We start from the raw sequence: 1,415 nt of genomic DNA on the forward strand, positions 1-1,415 counted from the left end.
GCGATTACCGCCGATGAACCTGTGGCCGAATTCGAGCAGCTACGGCTGCCGGGTCAAAGCCCCGAGCCATAAAGAGTTGCCGCCCGAATTTGTGGTGATCCTGGACACGTCTGGCTCGATGAACCTGAACATCAACGCGACCAAAGCTGATGAGGACTGGTACTTCGGCTCACGTCCCACACCGGAAGATGACAACCCACGGACGATCAAAATCTTCAGCCCGCAGACCCGTCTCGATGTGGCCAAGGCGTCGTTGTCACGGATGATCAACAATCTGCACCCGGACATTGATACGCGTCTGATGACCTTCGCCGGGTGTTTTCAGCAACCGGACCACGGTGTGTTCACGGCGGCTCAGCGGCCACAACTGGTCGCTGGCATTCAGGGTTTGCACGCTAACGAAGGCACACCGTTGGCAGCCAGCCTGAGAAAAGCCGCGCGCAAGGTTAATGGCCGGGATCGGGATGCAGTGATTGTGATGTTCGTCGACGGCGACGATGGCTGCGATCAAAACGTGTGCAAAGTGGCGCAGAACATCGCCATTGAGCAGCCGCGCCTGCGCGTCAATGTGGTCAATATCGGCGACAGTTCGCTGTCCAATTGCATCGCTGAAAACACCGGCGGCAGCATTTATTCCAGCCGCAATGCCAGTGATCTGGCCGATGCACTGCAAGCGGCGACGCAGGCGGTATCGGAGTGTGACTAAAGAAGGTTAGCGGATGTTTTCAACACATCCGGTATCCATTCCTCCGCCACCCTTGGCTCTCGATTCGCGCAGGATGCGTGCTTTGCGAACTCAAGGAGTGAGTCATGTCTCTGGCCATCGTTTACAGCCGTGCTCAGGTGGGCGTCGAGGCGCCTGTGGTTACCGTCGAAGCTCACTTAGCCAATGGGTTGCCTGCGCTGACGCTGGTTGGCTTGCCCGAAACGGCCGTCAAAGAAAGTAAAGATCGGGTACGCAGTGCGATCATCAATTCCAGCCTGGAATTTCCTGCGCGCCGTATCACGCTCAATCTGGCGCCCGCCGACCTGCCCAAGGACGGCGGGCGTTTTGATTTGGCGATTGCACTGGGCATTTTGGCCGGGAGCGGGCAACTGCCCGTTAAGGCGCTGGAGCAGGTGGAGTGTTTGGGCGAGCTGGCGTTGTCGGGGGCGATTCGTCCGGTTCAGGGCGTATTACCTGCGGCGTTGGCCGCACGGGCGGCGGGTCGAGTTTTAGTGGTGCCGTTGGCGAACGCTGAAGAGGCGTGCTTGGCGTCGGGCTTGAAGGTGATCGCGGTTGAACACTTACTGCAAGTAGTAGCCCATTTCGCCGGGCGCGCCGTGATTGAGCCATACGTGGCCAGTGGACTACTGCATGTGAGCCGGCCGTATCCCGAATTGAGTGATGTGCAGGGCCAGCATTCGGCCAAGCG

The 1,415-nt window shown here is 59.0% G+C and carries 2 protein-coding genes; both read left to right on the top strand.

Annotation, left to right across the window (positions count from 1 at the left end; translation table 11 throughout):
* Positions 1-706, top strand: a 706-nt coding sequence (locus tag AQS70_RS10035) for a VWA domain-containing protein (protein ID WP_156355115.1), incomplete at its 5' end; no start/stop codon positions are given.
* Between the two features lie 104 nt (positions 707-810).
* Positions 811-1,415: ATP-binding protein (locus AQS70_RS10040; RefSeq protein ID WP_162233894.1), on the top strand; the 605-nt coding region annotated here is incomplete at its 3' end.

The sequence above is a fragment of the Pseudomonas endophytica genome (assembly GCF_001411475.1).
Taxonomy (GTDB): domain Bacteria; phylum Pseudomonadota; class Gammaproteobacteria; order Pseudomonadales; family Pseudomonadaceae; genus Aquipseudomonas; species Aquipseudomonas endophytica.